General features: G+C 44.7%; 19 protein-coding genes. 6 read left to right on the top strand and 13 right to left on the bottom strand.

Going from position 1 to position 18,049, the window contains the following annotated elements; translation table 11 throughout:
- The first annotated feature begins 77 nt into the window (after positions 1-77).
- On the top strand, positions 78-191 hold the full coding sequence (locus tag NYE49_RS02130; RefSeq protein ID WP_003234495.1) for a YjcZ family sporulation protein: 114 nt from the start codon (positions 78-80) through the stop codon (positions 189-191).
- Positions 192-274: 83 nt separating this feature from the next.
- Positions 275-364, top strand: coding sequence for a YjcZ family sporulation protein (locus NYE49_RS02125; protein WP_015482794.1), 90 nt, complete (start codon positions 275-277; stop codon positions 362-364).
- A gap of 99 nt (positions 365-463) precedes the next feature.
- Here NYE49_RS02125 and phrC read toward each other — a convergent pair whose 3' ends face one another.
- The 4 genes from phrC to yclJ form a co-directional block, all read right to left on the bottom strand.
- Positions 464-586: a phosphatase RapC inhibitor PhrC gene (phrC, locus tag NYE49_RS02120; RefSeq protein WP_003224994.1), complete on the bottom strand. Its 123-nt coding sequence runs from the start codon at positions 584-586 to the stop codon at positions 464-466.
- Positions 570-1,718: a response regulator aspartate phosphatase RapC gene (rapC, locus tag NYE49_RS02115; RefSeq protein ID WP_014475800.1), complete on the bottom strand. Its 1,149-nt coding sequence runs from the start codon at positions 1,716-1,718 to the stop codon at positions 570-572. Before rapC ends, phrC begins: the two co-directional genes overlap by 17 nt.
- Positions 1,719-1,880: 162 nt before the next feature.
- Positions 1,881-3,302, bottom strand: a complete 1,422-nt coding sequence (gene yclK, locus NYE49_RS02110; protein WP_080344153.1) for a two-component system sensor histidine kinase YclK — start codon at positions 3,300-3,302, stop codon at positions 1,881-1,883.
- The gene (gene yclJ / locus NYE49_RS02105; RefSeq protein WP_003246532.1) at positions 3,289-3,972 is read right to left on the bottom strand and encodes a two-component system response regulator YclJ; all 684 of its coding nucleotides are present in this window, start codon (positions 3,970-3,972) and stop codon (positions 3,289-3,291) included. The genes yclK and yclJ overlap by 14 nt, the downstream gene beginning before the upstream one ends.
- Positions 3,973-4,183: 211 nt before the next feature.
- Between yclJ and NYE49_RS02100 the strand changes: the two genes are divergently transcribed.
- The gene (locus tag NYE49_RS02100) at positions 4,184-5,638 is read left to right on the top strand and encodes an ABC transporter permease (RefSeq protein ID WP_342410877.1); all 1,455 of its coding nucleotides are present in this window, start codon (positions 4,184-4,186) and stop codon (positions 5,636-5,638) included.
- A 15-nt stretch (positions 5,639-5,653) separates the two neighbouring features.
- Positions 5,654-6,334: an ABC transporter ATP-binding protein gene (locus tag NYE49_RS02095; RefSeq protein ID WP_342410875.1), complete on the top strand. Its 681-nt coding sequence runs from the start codon at positions 5,654-5,656 to the stop codon at positions 6,332-6,334.
- Between the two features lie 104 nt (positions 6,335-6,438).
- Here NYE49_RS02095 and gerKB read toward each other — a convergent pair whose 3' ends face one another.
- The 3 genes from gerKB to gerKA are packed head-to-tail and all read right to left on the bottom strand — an operon-like array spanning position 6,439 to position 10,432.
- Positions 6,439-7,560, bottom strand: coding sequence for a spore germination protein GerKB (gene gerKB, locus NYE49_RS02090; protein ID WP_174616555.1), 1,122 nt, complete (start codon positions 7,558-7,560; stop codon positions 6,439-6,441).
- 24 nt (positions 7,561-7,584) lie between these two features.
- Positions 7,585-8,808 (bottom strand): spore germination protein GerKC, encoded by a 1,224-nt coding sequence (gene gerKC, locus NYE49_RS02085; protein ID WP_174616556.1) that lies wholly within the window; start codon positions 8,806-8,808, stop codon positions 7,585-7,587.
- Complete coding sequence (gerKA, locus tag NYE49_RS02080) at positions 8,798-10,432, bottom strand: spore germination protein GerKA (RefSeq protein WP_174616557.1); 1,635 nt, start codon at positions 10,430-10,432, stop codon at positions 8,798-8,800. The genes gerKC and gerKA overlap by 11 nt, the downstream gene beginning before the upstream one ends.
- A gap of 125 nt (positions 10,433-10,557) precedes the next feature.
- On the opposite strand from gerKA, the gene NYE49_RS02075 reads away from it, so the two are divergent.
- On the top strand, positions 10,558-10,779 hold the full coding sequence (locus NYE49_RS02075; protein WP_015715241.1) for a hypothetical protein: 222 nt from the start codon (positions 10,558-10,560) through the stop codon (positions 10,777-10,779).
- 14 nt (positions 10,780-10,793) lie between these two features.
- Here NYE49_RS02075 and NYE49_RS02070 read toward each other — a convergent pair whose 3' ends face one another.
- Positions 10,794-12,548, bottom strand: coding sequence for a right-handed parallel beta-helix repeat-containing protein (locus NYE49_RS02070; protein ID WP_047182083.1), 1,755 nt, complete (start codon positions 12,546-12,548; stop codon positions 10,794-10,796).
- A gap of 279 nt (positions 12,549-12,827) precedes the next feature.
- Between NYE49_RS02070 and NYE49_RS02065 the strand changes: the two genes are divergently transcribed.
- Entirely contained in the window at positions 12,828-14,306 is a 1,479-nt protein-coding gene (locus NYE49_RS02065) for a peptide MFS transporter (RefSeq protein WP_015482789.1), read from the top strand.
- A 40-nt stretch (positions 14,307-14,346) separates the two neighbouring features.
- Here NYE49_RS02065 and NYE49_RS02060 read toward each other — a convergent pair whose 3' ends face one another.
- From NYE49_RS02060 to NYE49_RS02040, 5 genes are all read right to left on the bottom strand, one after another.
- Positions 14,347-15,192 (bottom strand): alpha/beta hydrolase, encoded by an 846-nt coding sequence (locus tag NYE49_RS02060; protein ID WP_047182082.1) that lies wholly within the window; start codon positions 15,190-15,192, stop codon positions 14,347-14,349.
- A gap of 65 nt (positions 15,193-15,257) precedes the next feature.
- Complete coding sequence (locus NYE49_RS02055; RefSeq protein ID WP_080344152.1) at positions 15,258-15,722, bottom strand: pyridoxamine 5'-phosphate oxidase family protein; 465 nt, start codon at positions 15,720-15,722, stop codon at positions 15,258-15,260.
- Positions 15,719-15,946, bottom strand: a complete 228-nt coding sequence (bsdD, locus tag NYE49_RS02050; protein WP_010886405.1) for a phenolic acid decarboxylase subunit BsdD — start codon at positions 15,944-15,946, stop codon at positions 15,719-15,721. Before bsdD ends, NYE49_RS02055 begins: the two co-directional genes overlap by 4 nt.
- Positions 15,947-15,962: 16 nt before the next feature.
- A complete protein-coding gene (gene bsdC, locus NYE49_RS02045; RefSeq protein ID WP_047182081.1) occupies positions 15,963-17,384 on the bottom strand; it encodes a phenolic acid decarboxylase BsdC in 1,422 nt (473 codons plus the stop codon).
- 2 nt (positions 17,385-17,386) lie between these two features.
- A complete protein-coding gene (locus NYE49_RS02040; protein ID WP_014478815.1) occupies positions 17,387-18,001 on the bottom strand; it encodes a non-oxidative hydroxyarylic acid decarboxylases subunit B in 615 nt (204 codons plus the stop codon).
- Positions 18,002-18,049 lie beyond the last annotated feature (48 nt).

Raw genomic sequence — 18,049 nt, 5'->3', positions numbered from 1 at the left:
TCTTGTCCACTATTATCCCTGCCAAATGGATCGGTTCAGCATATCTTATAGTATCCTTCATAGGGAGGTGAAACCTTATGTCAGGATACTCTAACGGCGGCGGTTACGGCGGCATCAGTTCTTTCGCTTTAATCGTTGTATTGTTTATTCTTTTAATTATCGTAGGGACTGCGTTTGTTGGCGGCTTCTAAGCTGCTGACCGTCTCTGCGGGACCCTGTCCGCCACAGTTTTGCAGCAGCATTTGCTAAAGCAATCTCGAAGGGGGTGCACAAAATGTCAGGTTACGGAACTTCTTTCGCTTTGATTGTTGTGTTATTTATCCTCTTGATCATTGTGGGAACTGCATTTGTAGGAGGCTACTAAATAAACGTAATCTCCATGAAGGCGGCACCGCAAGACTATGTCTTGCGGTGTTTTTTTAAAAAGAAAAACCCCTTCTCGCTAATGAGAAGGGGCTTGTTCTTACGTCATTCCTCTTTCTGTCACATGAAAGTCGAGTGCTTCCGCATTAGCAGAAACGCCAGCCGCTGTAAAAATCGCGGCTGCGGCCAAACAAATAACAAACAACTTAGATTTCAATTTCATACAAACCTTCACTCCTTTGTATTTGTTTTCTTGCCTCTTCAACTTGTAGAAAGTAGGAAGCAGACAGTTTAAACCATTTCTGTTCATAGTAATATTTTGCTACTTCTAGGGCTAAATCCTCTATATCAGCGTACATATTTTTATTTTTTAAGTACTGGAAACATCGTTCGATTCCTTCTTCATTGGGCTGATCCTGATATAGGGATTGCAAAAACTCGAATTTTACGGCATAGTCTGCATCGTCTGTTTCTTTAGCATATTCATAGCCCCGCTTGTGATATTCCGAAGCTTTATCATGTTTTCCCTGTTTATAATAAATCAGGGTGATTAAAAAATAGGCTTGCGGGAGAGAATTGACGATCCTGCTGCTTTCAAACGTGGAGACCGCTTTTTCAAAGTAATCAATGGCAGGGTCTAGAAGGTCTTGATTGTAATAGCATAATCCGAGATTGTAGTATGCTCTTCCGACCAGCTGGGCTTTTTGTTCTGCTTGGGCCATGTTGAGCGCCAATTTGAAATGGCGTGCGGCTTGTTCGAAATTTCTTTCATCCATCAGGTTGACCCCGAACACGAAGTGGCACTGAATGATTCTCACATTATAGGTTTCCTGCTCCACGTAAATTTCATAGGCGTTTTTTATATTAATCAATGAAAAATACGTTTGCTTCATATAATAATAAGCTTCCGCGATTTTAAAATAGAATTCAGCCCGTTCAATATGGTCTGCGACAAAGGAGAGCTTTTTCTCCGCCTGTTTATAGTATGTAATAGCAGAAATAAATTCACGCTTATCAAACTCATACATCCCGCGAAAAAAATTCACGTAATAGTCGAGAAGCCCTTTGAGATCTGCCTGGTTGCTGTCAATGTTTCTCGATAATTCAGACAGGCTTGGCTGGTCTTCGATATTTAATTTCTCTAACGGCTCAAGATAATCCAGCATAAGCTGGTGCCGGAATTCCATTAGTGAATAATAAAGCAGCAAGTTGGAATCATGCTGCATGTGTTTCAGTTCCTGCTGGATTTCAGCTTTTAACACTTCGGCATCCGGCACGCTGAATGTCCGGATATATCTGTACCACTCGTTAATTTTTTGACCGACCGCTGAAGAAGGAATTACCCCGCTCTTCATTCCTTCACCCTCTCCCATCAAAAACTGTTTATGTCATATTTTATCATGTTTATAGACCGTCCCAACCCGAAAAACACGCAATCTTTGTTTTCGGGAGCACGCAATAAACCGAAGCGGTGTGCAAAAAAGGCGGCTGCATCAGTTGATGCGCCGCCCTGTATGCTATTGCTGTTTTGCCGTTAAAGGAAGGCGGATGATGAACTTTGTGCCTTTCCCTTCTTCACTCTGGATTTCTACTGTGCCCTGGTGCATTTCAACGAGCTGCTTGACGATCGAGAGACCGAGTCCGTATTCACCATATGCCGTGTTCGTTCTTGAAATATCTGCTTTATAGAATCGCTCCCAAATATGCTCAATATCCTCTTTTGAAATGCCGATTCCCGTGTCTTCAATTTCAATAATCGTCTCTTTATAACCTTCCATTCCGCGCAGCCAAATGTCACCGTTTTGCGTAAATTGGATGCTGTTTTTCGTAATGTTGACGAGAATTTGAATGAACCGGTCATAATCGGCATGTACGATGACGTGATCCTCTACTTGGATCATCAGCTTGTTTTGTTTTTCTTCCGCCTGCTGCTGCAAGTGCTCTTTCACAATTTCAAACACCTCGATCAGCGGAACATCTAGCTTGTTCAAGGTAATTTGCTGGGATCTGATTTTTTCATAATCCAGGTTTTCTTTTACGAGCCGCAGCATGCGCTTCGTTTCCTCACTGATCAGAGAGAAGCATTTATCCTTTTTATCCTCAGGAATCGTATGGCTGTTCAACCCTTCAACCAAACCGTTGATCGTCGTCAGCGGTGTTTTTAATTCATGTGACACGTCAGCGATAAACTGCCTTCTCCGCTTCTCAAGGCGCTCGATTTCATCCCTTGACTGCTTTAGTTTTTTCGCCATGATATTAAAGTCAGACGCCAGTACGCCGATTTCGTCCCCGTAGCTGTTTTCCAAATGGATGTCATAATCGCCGGAAGCCACTTTATCTGTCGCTTCTCTCAGCTTTTGAATCCGCTTGACATGGAATTTGGACAGAAGCCAACTCACTAGAATCGTAATCACAAGCGTGCTGATCACAGCGTAAAACATATAGAGGTTGACCTGATTGACCATCTGTTCAACACCGCTGATCGGAGAAATCAGCAGAACGGCGCCTTTAAATTCGTTCTGAACAAATATAGGCTGCGCCACAAGTGACACTTCATCATCAAAACGGCCATCTGCCCTGATCATGACAGTCTGCCCTTTTTTTAGCTTATTCCATTCTGATTTCTTCAGCTGTTCCCTTGGTGGGTGATGAAAGCCTTCAGGAAGAAAATAGGGCTGTTGCTCTTCATTAAAGATGATAAACTGCGTCTTTCTTGTGCTTAACATGTCCTGATAAGGATAGAGCCTGCGCATGTCCACCTGGCCGGCTTGGAATTCATTTGCAATCTGCACCGCATATGACGTCAATTCCTCTACTTTGTTCTGATAGGCAAATTCCTTCACAAAGTGGGAAAACAGAGAAATGATAATGACAAACGCTAAAATCAAAATGCTGATATGGCTTAGCAGCAGCTGATATAAATATTTAATCTTCATCAAATTTATACCCTACTCCCCACACAGTATACAGGAAAGGCTTGTCCTCGCTGGCAAGCTTTTTCCGCAGCCGTTTGATATGAACGTCAACCGTTCGCTCATCTCCATAAAACTGATAGCCCCATACCTGCTCAAGCAGCTGTTCTCTGGAGAACACCTGCCGCGGATTTTGGACAAGGTAATAAAGCAGATCGAATTCCTTCGGCGTGAGATTTTCTACAGGCTCTCCGTTTAATAATACTTCTCTCGTCTTCTTATTAATGGTAAAGCATTCCGTTTCAATCATATCTTCATCAATAACCGCTTTGCCTGTCGCCTTGTATCTTCTGATGACGGCTTTGATGCGGGCAACCAATGTCAGCGGGCTGAACGGCTTTGTGACATAATCGTCCGCCCCCATCTCAAAGCCGATGACCTGATCTGATTCAGTGTCTTTGGCAGTCAGCATGATAATCGGCACCGTGCTTGTCTCTCTTATTTTTCTGCAGATGGTCACGCCGTCCATAGATGGAAGCATGATATCCAAAATGATCAGATCCCAATTTTCTTCCGTAAAACGCTGGTACCCTTCTAACCCGTCATGAACGAATTCCGCTTCAAAACCTTCTTTAAAAAAGAACATCTCCGTCATCGTACATACACTAACATTATCTTCTATCATTAATATTTTCATTATATCCTCCGGTTGTTTTGACGCTTTTTTATATAATAGCACCATTTTAAACAGAAGGTTTTGCGTTTCACAATTGTTAGTTTTTATTTCATCAACTAGAAATAGATTGTTCATATTTTTTTCATACCTTTGGACTACTATTAATTTATCAGCAAGCGGGCGCCCCCAGAGGCGGTCTTATCCATAAAAATACCAATACGGAGGAACATAAATGAACTTTATCAAACGGGCCTTTTGGAATATGAAGGCTAAAAAGGGAAAAACGTTATTGCAATTATTTGTGTTTACAGTCATATGTGTCTTTGTTCTATCAGGCCTCACCATCCAGTCGGCAGCACAAAAGTCAAGCGAACTGGCCAGACAGGAACTCGGCGGAAGCGTGACACTTCAGGTTGACCGCCAAAAGCAAATGGAAAAGCAGCAGGACAGCGGTGAAAAACGCAGCTTCGAATCCACACCGATCAAAGTGTCTGATGCGAATAAGCTTGCAGCACTTGATCATGTGAAGAGCTACAATTACACCACATCAGCTTCAGCCAACGCGGGAAACTTTGATGCGATTGAAAGCTCTAGTTCAAGTGATTCCAGCTCAAGCAGTTCAAGCTCAAACGCTAAAAACAGTCAAGGCGGAGGACAAGGCGGACCGCAAATGGTTCAAGCTGATCTTTCTATTGAAGGTGTCATCAGCACAGAATTAGTTGATGATTTCTCTGACGGGGATTCAAAAATCACAGACGGACGCGCGATTACAAAATCAGATGTCGGCAAAAAAGTAACAGTGATCAATGAAACATTAGCGCAAGAAAATGATTTAAGCGTTGGCGATTCGATCACAATTGAATCAGCAACGGATGAGGATACAACAGTAAAACTGAAGATCGTCGGTATTTATAAAACAACATCTTCAGGTGATGACCAAGCCCAAAATTTCTCTTTCTTAAATCCTTATAACAAGCTTTATACGCCTTACACAGCAACAGCGGCGCTGAAAGGCGACGACTATAAAAATACGGTTGACTCAGCTGTTTACTATATGGACGACGCGAAAAATATGGATGCTTTCGTAAAAGCAGCGAAGAAAACATCAATTGACTTCGATACGTACACACTGAATACAAACGATCAGCTTTACCAGCAAATGGTCGGGCCGATTGAAAATGTGGCTTCTTTCTCTAAAAACGTGGTGTATCTTGTATCAGTGGCAGGCGCCGTCATTCTTGGCCTGATTGTCATGATGTCAATCAGGGAGCGCAAATACGAAATGGGCGTGTTAATGGCCATCGGTGAAAAACGATGGAAATTGATTGGACAGTTCTTGACTGAGATTCTGATCGTGGCCGTTATCGCTATCGGCCTTGCATCTGTGACAGGAAATCTCGTCGCGAATCAGCTTGGAAATCAGCTTTTATCCCAGCAAATCAGTTCATCAACCGATTCAACGCAAACCGCAAGCGGACAAATGCCCGGCGGCGGCATGGGCGGCAAAATGTTCGGCCACAGTTCATCAAACGTGGACGTTATCGATTCACTGAACGTCACGGTTTCTATGAACGACATGCTTATTCTTGGCGGGATCGGCATCCTAATCGCAATCATTGCAACATTGCTGCCGTCAATTTCAGTACTGCGGCTTCATCCGAAAACGATATTGACAAAACAGGAATAGAAAGAGGCGGAACCTATGAGCTTATTACAATTTCAACAAGTCGGCTACTGGTATAAAGACAAAAGCCAGCCATTGTTTCAGGATATTAACATCAGCTTTCAAAAAGGAAAATTCTACACAATCGTCGGAACATCAGGGACGGGGAAAACCACTTTCCTGTCTCTGGCAGGCGGACTTGACGCACCAAAAGAAGGAAACATCCTTTACGGCGGAAAAGCAGTTTCTAAAATTGGCTTAACCAATTTCAGAAATCAATATGTATCAATCGTCTTTCAGGCGTACAATCTGCTCCCGTATATGACGGCTTTGCAGAACGTCACAACCGCTATGGAAATCACAGGTTCTAAAGAAAAGAACAAAGAATCATATGCGCTTGACATGCTGCAGAAGGTTGGCATCAACGAAAAACAAGCCCGGCAAAAAGTGCTCACACTGAGCGGCGGACAGCAGCAGCGGGTATCAATTACAAGGGCTTTCTGCTGTGACACGGATCTTATCGTAGCCGATGAACCGACCGGAAACCTTGATGAGGACACATCAAAAGAGATCGTACGGCTCTTTCAAGATCTGGCGCACAAGGAAAATAAATGCGTCATTATGGTGACGCACGATGAACAAATTGCAAAAGTGTCAGACATCAATATCAGACTTTCAAGAGGAAGCTTTACTGTGAAGGAAAACGTCGCAGTCGTATAACAAAACGCGCCTCTGCCAGTGCAGACAGGGGCGCACCCTATATCCCCCTTTTATATAGAAGTGAACATAAAAAGAGCGGCGGCTGCATCCCCCCGCTCTTTTTATCATTTTTTTGCTTCCGCCCCTTTTGACTTCTCTCTTCGTTTCTTTTTCCAAACAGCCACAATAAACAGAAAGAGCGGAAACAATAATTGAAAAGGCAAATGAATATACAGCGGCACCACTTTCAAGCCTTCGTTCAAGTGCTCTGAAAAGTTAGTAGCGATCGTTATAGAAAGGATTAAGATGCCCAATCCCATCGGATAAGCCAATTGAGAGGGGTTCTTTTCCTTAAAGAGCGTAGATGTCCCAACCACAGTGGCATATAAGTAGAGGCTAACCTTAAAGAAGCCGCCGATGATCAGCGCCAGCATAAAAAAGACATCGAGCCGGTCTAAAAATTCTTCGACCTTGATTGTCTGAATCGTACTTAAAAGCGGGAACTGGGATCTGAGTGTAAGATCAACATCAAGCACGCTGATATTAATCGCCACGGTGAGCGCCACAACCAATCCGCTAATAGCCATGGCGATCATCCCCACTTTTTTCACATCTTTTCTGTCATTCAGGTTAGGGAAAATCATCACAAATAAAACGACTTCGCCAAACGGAACGTACATGGTCTGAGTGAAAACAGAGTAAAGGACAGGAGAAATGCCGTCTGCCAAAACCGGTTTTAAGTTATGCGGGTCTATAGAACCTGAGACAACAATCAGCAAGAGCCCGATTGCGCCCAGTAAATACATGGCTCCGAAAAGCAGCTCAGCCGCGCGGGCGAGCACTTCGATTCCTTTTCTTACGGCGTATATGCTAACTACCACTAACAAACCATTTACAATAATGATAGGTGTATCATGATAAGCAAATGTCAGCAGCATTTCTCCAAAGTCACGCAGGACCCTTGCGGCAATATAGGCAAAGTACAAGATATAGAGAAATGAAAACAGCCAGCTCAGCTTGGTTCCCAGCATATCATCCATATATTCTTTCGGAGAAGAATTCGGGTAACATTGATAAATGCCTTGATACAAATAGAAAAGAAACAAACCGGCTGCACACCCTAACAGAACTGCGATCCAAGCATCCCTGCCCGCCATTGATCCCGGTGTAATCAATAAGGAGCTGCCCAGCTCAAAAATGATAATCATGACAAACAGCTGCCTGATGCTTATTCTGGCTTTTTCCATCTGTCACTTCCCCTTTCTCCAGACCTAATCATCTTTAAACTGGTGTTTGATCGGATTGTTTCGCAATCCCGTTCTTCTGATATACGTCTCGGCCTTCACATCGATAGGCAGTTCGGGCAAATATTCTTTGTCCCATGTGGCCTTCATTTTCTCCCACTGCTCCGGATACTTTCTATATATCGTGTCACCAAAACCGATAAAATCTATTTTATTCTTCTTGATTTTTTTCACAGTATGGCTAATTTCCATTTCAAGCTCTTTGTTGAGCGCTTTTTCAATAGCGGCCAGCACCTTCGGATTAGATAATTGGAAAGGGTATTTGACAGCATCTATAATTCCTTCAACCGTCACTTTCACATGGATGTGCGGACGTCCGTTCCGCATATCGGGTACCAGCTTTGTATCTTGATGGGTAACCTGCAAGCTGACCGCATCCTTCGTCTTGCCCCAATCAGCATTAATAAACGTATGCTGGACCTTATTCATAAGCCAGACTGCCCCCACGCTTTCATCATCTTCAATCCAATACTTTAAATACCCAGCCTTATCAAAAATCGCCAAACCATCTGCCTGAAGAATGGCTTTCGGGTCAGTCGCCTGCGTGTTTTCCATGCTGACTCCTTTTTTATCATCGCCAATCATCAAATAACCCGGAATAATCGGTGCCCTTGTGTCGCTGGCAAGTGTTTTCAAAACGTCCTGAATATTGGTTTTGACCACCCGTCCGTATTGCGCCTCCGTGAAATCGAGTGTTTTATTGACTTTGTTTGACGGAATTTTATCAATCGGAGTCAGGATTTTCACGATATTTTCTGCTTTTGTTTTATGGGCAACGACGAAGGTCGCCGTTGTCCTGAATTCCGTGTCCCGGTCAAGATTGTCTAATACAAAATCCAGCCCTTCCTCTTTCGCCAGCTTTTCGCTGATTACGACCAGGTTGGTATGGGCAAAATAAAGCCGCCGCGATACCTTCATGGAGGCTTTTCTGAGTGCTTCCGTCAAATTGTCGCCTTCAATCGAATAGACAGATACAGGCGGCCTGTCTCCAGCACCGCCTCCCTGAAGCCCGCCGGCGACATTTCCGGGATTGATAATTTGAAGATGCAGCACGTAGTTGCCTTCGTTTGTCCGATCGATGCCAATTGCCGAGATAATCGCAAGATCTGTCAGTTCCCGCTTATCCCAGCAGCCGGGCAGCACAATGACGCTCAAAATCATGAGAACGGCTAATAGACATTTACGTACCATTCTGATCCCCTTCTTCCAGATCTTTGTTCACCATTCCTCGTGAAGCGGCCGGCTCTGGGCGTTGATCTTGCCCCTGCCGCACCTTATCTTCCTTACTGACCGATTCCGGCCTTTTTTCATCGGCCCACCACGGAACACGGAAAAGCGCGTCCTTTACGCCTTGTGAAGAAAAAGGTGCAAGCGGCGACATATATGGAACGCCGAATGAACGAAGACTGCATAAGTGGACAAACATCATAATGATCCCTAAAATCAGCCCGTAAAAACCCAAAACAGCTGAGGCAATAATAAAAATAAACCGAATAAGCCGGGCTGAAATGGCCATCGCGAACGCAGGTGTTGCGAAGCTCGCAATCGCGGTGAGTGCAACGACAATAACCATTGCCGGGGAGACGATGCCAGCCTGTACGGCAGCCTGGCCGATTACGAGCGCGCCTACGATTGACACTGCCGAGCCGACAACCCGGGGCAGCCTGACTCCCGCTTCCCTCAGAATCTCAAAAGCAACCTCCATCGTCAGCGCCTCCACAACAGCCGGAAACGGAACAATTTCCCGCTGGGCCGCAATGACCACTAACAGCTGAGTCGGTATCATTTCTTGATGAAACGTCGTGGCTGCCACGTATACAGCCGGAGCCACAAGCGAAATGAAAAAGACTAAAACACGAAGAATCCGTATGCTTGTCGCAATGTCAAAACGTGAATAATAATCCTCAACAGACTGAAAAAATTGAACAAATAAGGCCGGAGCAATAAGCACAAACGGTGTTCCGTCCACAATTATCGCGAATCTTCCTTCTAACAGATTTCCCGCTACAACATCAGGACGTTCTGTATGATACATGGTCGGAAATGTCGTAAAGGTTTCATCTTCAATCAGCTGCTCAATATATCCAGATTCCAAAATACTGTCAATATCTATTTTTTCTAGGCGCTGTTTCACTTCCTTCAGCACCTTTTCATCACATATTCCTTGAATGTACATGAGAGCGATATCCGTATTCGTAACAGAACCTTTTTTCATTTTTTCAACCCATAAATTCGGATTTTTAATGTATCGCCGGATCATGGAAATATTGGTTTGCAGAGACTCTGTAAACCCTTGGCGCGGGCCGCGGAATGACACCTGGGTGCTCGGCTCTTGGATGGAGCGCTGCTCTCCCCCTTGAGTGCTGCAAATCAAAGCTTCATCATAGCCATCTGCAAAAATGAGCGCATTGCCGAGCATTAACTCGGAAAAAAGCTTGTCCCAGCTCTTTTCCGCTTTCACCCCGCCCAGCGGGAGCGTTTTTTCAAGAATTTGCTGGATCGCATGGGAATTCTGGATAGACTCATCCTGTACCAAAGGATCGATTAACGACTCATGGATTGTGTTATTATCGACCAGGCCTGCAATATAAATAACAGCCAAATGGACATGATCCTGCTCCCCGATTTTAATCTCACGAATGATGACGTCAGAGCTGCTTCCGACTTCCTTTTTCGTTTCCGCTATATTCTTTGCCAAACTTGGAGAAATGAGAACCGGCCTTTCTTTTTCTTGCTGCTGTTCCTGATTCCTTTCGTCTGTATTCTGCTTGTCTTTTGAATCGGTATTGTTCTTTTGCTTAGAAAATAAAGGCATACACAAATACCTTTCCTTGTCGTTTTCTCATATTCTTCCTTTTAAAATTGAGATTATGCATTAGGTTTAGATGCGGTATAACTTCTCCGCCAACGATAGACACTAAAAACGGAGGATGATGAAGCATGAAGATATTGGGCGTGACAGGAGTTATATTAATTTGTTTATTAGCTATTTCTGTATTGATGGACATGCTTCAAGGGTTCAGTTTAACAAAAGCCGTTTATAACAATATGTCCAGCTTTAAGATGACAACATTTGCGGAATGGGTCGTGCTTTTATTTTTTGTTTTAGTACTTGTGAGAGAAATGTACGTGATCTATAAATCGAAAAAAAAGAACCCCTAGAGGGGGCGCTTTTTTCAGACAATAATATTGCCGTCTATTGTGTCACTGCTGTGTTTGTTGATGGTCCCTTTAAAAATGCGGTTGCCGATGATTTTAGAATTGGTTGCCGTGTTTGTTTGAATAGCTATCGCAGTGCCCGCGGAGAGGTTATTGATGGTGTTTCCTGAGATGATAGAGCCTGCCGAGCCATTGATATAAATCACAATCGGATTCCCGGCTGTTCTGTTGACTGAAATGGTATTATCAAAAATCTCATGCACACCGGCGCTGATATAGATGGTGACCAAAAGCGGAGATCTCTCTAAGTGGTTGCCGATAATTGAGGTTTTTGCACTTGTGGAGCAATAAATGGGGTAATTTTTGAACTCTTTAAATGTATTGTTTTTGATGATAGCGCCGGCATTGTTTGTGACGGAAACAGAATATGATTCCGGCACTGCTTCAAACGCATCAGGATTCAGTGTATTCCCTTCAATCACCGCGTTCCCTTGAGCAATCCAAATGCCCCGGCTGAATTTTCTCAGGAGATTATCTTTAATGATCATATTGCCGCCGGAAACGTTCACACCGTCAACGACTTGAATGAGACAGTTATTCAGAAAAGCGATGTCATCTGACAGCACTGCGCGAAGACCGATGCTGCGCCTTGTTTCAGACAGTCCGTTTTGAATTTGGTTTCCGTCTACCTTTACGTCGGAGGACTGATAAACCAATATCCCTGTGTTTTCAAAGTTGCTGATTTTGTTGTTCGTCACAAGAACGCTCTTTCCCCTGACATCAATTCCTGTTGAAAATCCGGTAATGAGGTTGCCAGCGATCACTGCATCACTGGACTCTTTTCCTTGTGATACACCGAGTCCGGTTATCCCGACTCTTGGCGCAGCCGCCGCGTCTTCAGGGCGTCTCAGTATATTTCCTTTGATCACTGTTTGCGTCCCATATCCGTAGCTGATTGTATTGTCTGAGTGATTTCCTTCTATTAAAATGCCATACCCGTTAAAATTGGTCACAGAACTTGAAACGTTTCCAACAAAGTGGTTATTGCGAATTGATACATTAATCGGTTCCTCATAATCAACGTCACCTTCGCCATATCCTTCAATGTCAATTCCGAATTTCGGGGCTGTTCCATTCCCCGTTCCGGCATCTTCAATCAAGCATTCCTCCACCGTGACCATGTCACATCCGGTAATGGAAATGTTATTTCTCCTCGACCGCCGAACCTCACAGCGGCGGATGATAATTTGCTCTGACGTTCGATAGTCTTGATTGGTCTTTAATCCCCTTGGGCTGACTATGATCCCATCGCCGGTAAAATCAGAAATTTTCACATCATCAATGACAACATTCGAGCATCCTTCAATACATATGCCAAAGCCCCATTCATGGGTTGATCTTATCCCCGCCGAAGCATACGTATGCTCATCCCGTTCGCCGATAATTTGTCCCCCGGAAATGGTTATATTCTCTTGCTTGCCTACATAAAATGCGGAATAACCCCACGAACTATTCGGTATCACTTTCATGATACATTCGGGGTCCATCATAATCTCAAGGTTGCCGGGAACAATGATCCCCGCGTTTCGAAACTTCTGATTAAGATCTCCGCCAAGCGTTCCGTCTATTAAATATGTTCCCTTTGGAAACCAGACAGTATGATAGCCTTTCGATACAGCTGTACTGAGGCACTGATTAATCCGTTCTGTAGAATCCGTTTTACCATCTCCAGGAACACCGAAATCCGCTGCATTTAATATGAATTCAGCCAATTGCGAGCCTCCTTCTCTATGATTACTATCATGTTACTCACAAAGGCCCGATCTGCTTGTACATTTCTCTAAAATTTTATTAAAAAAATATAAAGGAAGAGTTATGTAAGAAAATCTCACGATAAAAAGTTTAAAAATTAGGAGGAAATCACTATTTTTAGGTATTTATAATTTTTCCAATATGGAACTATTTGAAATGAGTATAAATTATATTGACACAAGTATTATATAAGAATATGATTTTTATAATACACTTTTTTTAGAAAGGGTTTGGCTGACATGGCTTCGATTGATAACGAAAGTATCATTAAAAGCGTCCCGCAAAAAGGGTTCTTTGGTCACCCGCGAGGACTATTTACACTATTTTTCACCGAATTTTGGGAGCGTTTCTCTTACTATGGAATGAGAGCAATCTTACTTTACTATTTGTATACAGAGACGGTAAACGGAGGGCTCGGCTTTGATAAGGGCACTGCGGTTGCCATTATGTCGATTTACGGATCACTCGTATACATGTCCACCATTATTGGCGGATGGCTCGCTGACCGGGTATTCGGTACCGCAAACACCGTGTTTTACGGCGGCATATTCATTATGTTCGGCCACATTGCACTCGCCTATCCGGGCAGCGCGATCGCATTCTATATCAGCATGGTGCTTATTATTGTCGGAACAGGCTTATTAAAACCAAACGTTTCAAGCGTGGTTGGGGATCTTTACACGAAAGAAGACCCGCGCCGCGACTCAGGTTTCAGTATTTTCTACATGGGGATTAACCTCGGTGGTTTACTTGCGCCATTAATTGTCGGAACACTCGGACAGAAGTACAACTATCATCTCGGCTTCGGAGCTGCCGCGGTCGGAATGCTTCTCGGACTTATCGTATTTGCTTTGACAAGGAAGAAAAACCTCGGGCTTGCAGGTTCCAATGTGCCGAATCCGCTGTCTAAAAAATCTGCGATTGGCACCGGAATCGGTGTTATCATCGTGGCGATCGCAGTGATTATCTCTGTACAAACAGGCGTGCTGACGATCAATCGTTTTATCGACCTTGTAAGTATTCTCGGTATTTTGATTCCTGTCATTTATTTCATCATCATGTTTACAAGCAAAAAAGCGGACAGCACAGAAAAATCCCGTCTTGCCGCTTACGTTCCTTTGTTTATCGGTGCTGTCATGTTCTGGGCCATTCAGGAACAGGGGGCGACCATTCTTGCGGTATACGCTGATGAACGCATTAGACTTTCATTGGGCGGATTCGAACTTCAGTCATCATGGTTCCAATCATTAAATCCATTGTTTGTTGTCATTTTTGCGCCAATATTCGCATGGCTCTGGATGAAGCTTGGCAAACGCCAGCCGTCTACACCAGTTAAATTCTCAATCGGAATTATTTTAGCCGGATTGTCTTTTATCATTATGGTATTCCCTGCTATGCAAGGAAAAGAAGCACTCGTAAGCCCGCTTTGGCTCGTTCTCAGCTTCCTGCTTGTCGTGCTTGGAGAGCTGTGCCTGTCTCCAGTCGGTTTATCCGTAACAACGAAACTGGCGCCAGCTGCATTCTCTGCACAGACAATGAGTATGTGGTTTCTGACTAACGCAGCAGCCCAAGCGATCAATGCCCAAGTAGCCGGATTGTTTGATAAAATTCCTGAAACAATGTACTTCGGCACCATCGGTTTGATTTCTATCGTTCTTGGCGGCATTCTCCTGCTGCTCTCGCCGATGATCAAACGCGCGATGAAAGGGGTCTTATAATCAGAAACAGCCCGCGGATTTTGATCTGCGGGCTGTTTTTTTATTGATCCAGCCATTTGCTGAAGCTTTGATCAAAGGCTTCCGGTTCTTCCAGCATCGGCTGATGGCCGCTCCTTTCAAAAATAACCTTATCCACATGGGGATATAAACCGTCAACTGCATCCCATAGCGAAACGGGCGCAACCAAATAGTCATATCTCCCTAATCCAATATACACCGGCATACGAACATCAGCTAACCGCTGAATAAGATCAAGCCGGGCAAATGTATTGCCCCATAATTCATCAATGATCGGCATATTCGTGAATACACCGTCCCATAAGGCAGCTGCATGCGGCCGCTCTTGATAAAAGCTTTTCGCTTCAGCGCGAATACACATGTGCACAAAGCGCCTTTCAGGATCTTTGTCGATGTCCTGCGGCAAATTCGCGATGTCTTTTTCAAAGCGTTTCTTTCTCTCAAGACTGGCTGCTTCCCTGAAAAATGATTCGCTTTTTCGCTGTCTTTCTTCACTGTTATCAGGCGCAGTATTGAAGAGCGCCAACTTCCGAACTTGTTTGGGATATGTCCTGGCATACTCTAAAGCCATAAAAGCGTGCCCGGAATGTCCCAGGATAGTAACATCCTCAAGCTGAAGAAATGTTCTCATCCTTTCGATATCAGCCAAGACGGCATCAAGCCTCGAATCCTCCGCACGAAGCTCCCGCTTAGGCTTAGCAAATCCCCTATGGTCGACAAAGACCCATTGATATTTCTGTTTGATATCTGAGGAAAAAAGGCGCGGATAGTAAACCGCACTCCCGATCACAAGGATGGGTGCACCCTCGCCCTCAATTCGATAAGCTAAATCAAAGCCGTCCGAATGACAGATCCCCGCACGTTCCATTTTTCACACCCCCTTTGTTTTCATTATATAAAAAAAGCCTGACGCATGGCGTCAGGCTATCGATATTACCGCTTTAAATCTTCCAGGGTCTTTTCCCATCTGCCCAGCACCTCTTCAGCTCTATGAAGCTGTATACGGACACCAGAAGTCAAATCAGCGTATTTCGCAACGTCCTCCTTCACTGAAACGATGCGGCAGGAAAAACGGTCTCTATCATATTCGGCATCTTTCAAAGGCGGTAAAGGCGCGCATTCAAGCTTTACATAATAGGCCGCTCCCTTCCACCATGCCGTGAACTGTGCTTTTCCTGTACGAAGGATGTTGGCCGAAGTCATTGTGTTTTTCCACAGAGCGATTCGGATATCAGTTCGGCTCAGCGCGATAATTTCACCTGCACTGATCATAGCGGCATGCGGCCAGCCATCCTCTGATACTGTTTGCAGAACGAAGGCCTCATGCTGCTTCTCATTCAGGCAGCTCCCGTCAAGCAGCTCAAAGAGACGGTCTGACATACAGTTCACGCGGATCAAGCCTTTCGTTCCGGCACCGCCGGAACTTCAATTGCTGTTTCTGTTTCCTTTGGATCAATTTTAAACGCTGGATTGTATTTTTCGGGATTTGTAATGCTTTCCGGTTCACAGGATCTCCATGTGAAAAAGCATGTTTGGCACTGATAAACTTCCCATGCGCCTTCTACAGGCGATTTGCTCATGACTTCTCCCTTTTTTGAGTCACATCGAGGACATGTATGCATTTCGAACATCCTTTCCTTATTTATTCATTAAGTCCATTAGTTTTTGTTCCCATTCTTTCGTTGTTAGCGGAGAATCAAGCGGCTGTGAATAATGGCCTCTTGTTTCCGGCGCAACCGGTGTAGTGGCGTCAAGAATCATTTTGTGAGTGATTCCTGATGGATTGGATCCCGGATCAAGCGGCAGGACAGATAAGTCCGGAATGATGACCGCATCGTGTTTCGGATGCATTTTGGTCGAAAGCGCCCACATGACCTGCGGAAGGTTGAATGGATCGACATCCTCATCAACGACAACGACCATTTTGCAATAGCCAAGTCCGTGCGGCGTTGTGAGTGCGCGCATGCCGACCGCTTTCGCAAATCCGCCATAGCGGTTTTTTGTGGAAACAATCGCGATTAAACCGTGTGTGTACATGGCGTTCACTGCCACAATTTCGTTCGGATACGCTTCTTTTAACTGCTGATAAAGCGGCACGCATGTGTTAATGCCGATCATGTAATCGCATTCTGTCCAAGGCATGCCTAAGTATAAATGTTCAAAGATCGGATTGTTTCTGTGATAGACGCGTTTAATTTTAATAATTGGCATGCTGCGTCCGCCGGAATAATGGCCTGTGAATTCACCGAACGGCCCTTCATATTCGCGCTCTCCAGCAATGATCTCACCTTCAAGCACCACTTCAGCGCCCCACGGAACATCAAGATCAGACAGCTTTGATTTGACGATGCGATATGGTTCGCCTTGAATCGCACCTGCCATTTCGTATTCTGATTGATCATAGAGAAGCGGAGTCGATGCCGCCGTTGTAATGACCGGCTCACAGCCGAGCGCAATGGTGACCGGAAGATTGATGCCGCGTTCTTCAGCTTGGCGCAGATGGATTGCAATATCGTGCTGCGGGACAGGCTGAATGCCGAGACGGTCTTTTCCTTTGACCTGCATTCTGTAAATGCCGACATTTTGTTTGCCGAAGTTGTCAGGGTCCTCAAGATCACGGGAAATAACACACGCTTTGTCTAGATAGTAGCCTCCGTCTCCTTGGTTTATTCTGAAAAGAGGCAGTATATCGAACAAATTGATATCTTCTGTGATTTCATTTTCATGAAATGGCGCTGTTTCCTCACGTTTGACCGGCATCGGAAACTGGTCATAACGCTTTGCGAATTCAAAAAACTGTTCTTTTACCGGTGTGTCTTTCGGCATGCCCAGCATCATGGCATGGTTTGGCCAAGAGCCGATGACATTCATCGCAATTCGCGCGTTATGATAGCCGTAAATGTTGTTAAATAAGAGCGCGGGGCTTTTATCGCCAAGATTGCTGGCTGCCCGTGCGGCGGCCCCTAAATCCGGTTCCGGCTTTACCTCTTCATTCACTGTAAGCAGCTGTCCTTCTTTTTCAAGGGCAGCGAGAAATTCTCTGAAATCTTGATAAGCCATGATCAAGCTCCTCCTTTTTGTTTTTCAATCCCATTCCAGCGTTTCGCTTCAGGAAGCCGAATGCCGAATTGGTCCAACGTTCTGAATACAATATGGTCAACCATTTCCTCTAAGCTGCTCGGCTGATTATAAAATGCCGGCATCGGAGGAAGAATGATGGTGCCCATTTTCGTAAGCGCTAGCATATTTTCGAGATGTATTTGGTTCAAAGGCGTCTCTCTCGTTAAGAGGACGAGTTTTTTTCTCTCCTTGAGCATGACATCCGCCGCACGTGTCAGCAGATTATCCGCCATGCCGGTGCGAATGCTTGCGAGAGATTTCATGCTGCACGGCGCAACAATCATTCCATCGGTATCAAACGACCCGCTTGAAATGGCTGCCGCCTGATCCTTATGTGAGTAAGTGTATGTGGCCAGTTGTTCTACTTCTTGTAAGGTATAGCCTGTTTCGTGTTTGATCGTGACGTTTGCCCAAGGAGACACAACGAGATGGGTTTCCACTCCGGCGGCCTTCAGCCACTGCAGCAGCCTGACCCCGAAAATGGCCCCTGTTGCCCCTGTCATTCCGACAACGAGTTTCACTTTGCCCCCTCCTTTACGCTTGAATTCTGCTTTCATTTCAATCATACTCCTGATATATCCATATGAAAAATATCTATTAAATCT

The sequence above is a fragment of the Bacillus sp. FSL L8-0358 genome (assembly GCF_038593095.1).
In the GTDB taxonomy this organism is placed as follows: Bacteria; Bacillota; Bacilli; order Bacillales; family Bacillaceae; genus Bacillus; species Bacillus subtilis.
This window is presented reverse-complemented; position numbering and strand designations above follow the sequence as displayed.